The organism is Dysgonomonas termitidis (genome assembly GCF_042654545.1).
GTDB classification, from domain to species: domain Bacteria; phylum Bacteroidota; class Bacteroidia; order Bacteroidales; family Dysgonomonadaceae; genus Dysgonomonas; species Dysgonomonas termitidis.
On the sequence record NZ_JBHSGN010000110.1, the window covers coordinates 1 to 765 of the forward strand.

Sequence of the window (765 nt, forward strand, 5' to 3'; positions counted from 1 at the left end):
AAAACTATGTGATAAAAACAAACATAATCAGCTTAATATCAAATGATTATATAAAAAAAATAGTCGGAAGATATTTCTTCCGACCACTCCTGCCTGTAAATCTCTCATTTTCTATTTCGTCCGGCAAAAATACGGGGTGGTTCTAACGGATATGCAAGGTCACGCCCTAAAGGGTTTTGGAAGAAATCTCCACGCCAAGGGTAGTATTTCGTCAAAAAAACTTGCATCCCGAACCATTCCCGTTTTGCCAGCCTGTGAAATAGAAAATGAAACATCTACAGCAGGTAATAACAGATAGTATATCTGATAAAGAATTCATTTTCAATACTCACGTACCATTAAACAATTTATTAACCAAACAAAAAAGTTATGAAAATTAATGTCAGTGACGAATTGAAATCCAGACTTGTAAACGCCGCGGCTAACGGCAGTATCGTAGCCAGGGATATCCTTGCGGAAATCCGTAAAAACGCAGATGTAAATGAGATTATCAGAGGTACGGCCAATTGTTTTTCAAGCAAACGGAAGAAACAAACATGTGAATCTCATAATAAAGTTAAAGTGGTTTTTACAGCCTGTACGAAAGATGTTATGCATCCCAACTTTCCTGACAGGCATAACCCGCAGGCATCGTGGTTTCCTGAAAACAGGACAGATATTGAACCCGGAACCTTTGTCAGTTACTTCAAGAACCTGCCCGTTTACGGTAAGCGTCTCCGCGATGACGTCTATCCTGTAAAAAAAATAAGCAGGGAGTACGCTTGC

The 765-nt window shown here is 39.2% G+C and carries 1 pseudogene; it reads left to right on the top strand.

The annotated features are described in order from the left end of the window. Positions 1–369: 369 nt before the first annotated feature. Positions 370–765 (top strand): annotated as a pseudogene (locus ACFO6W_RS18205) (hypothetical protein); the annotation flags it as partial.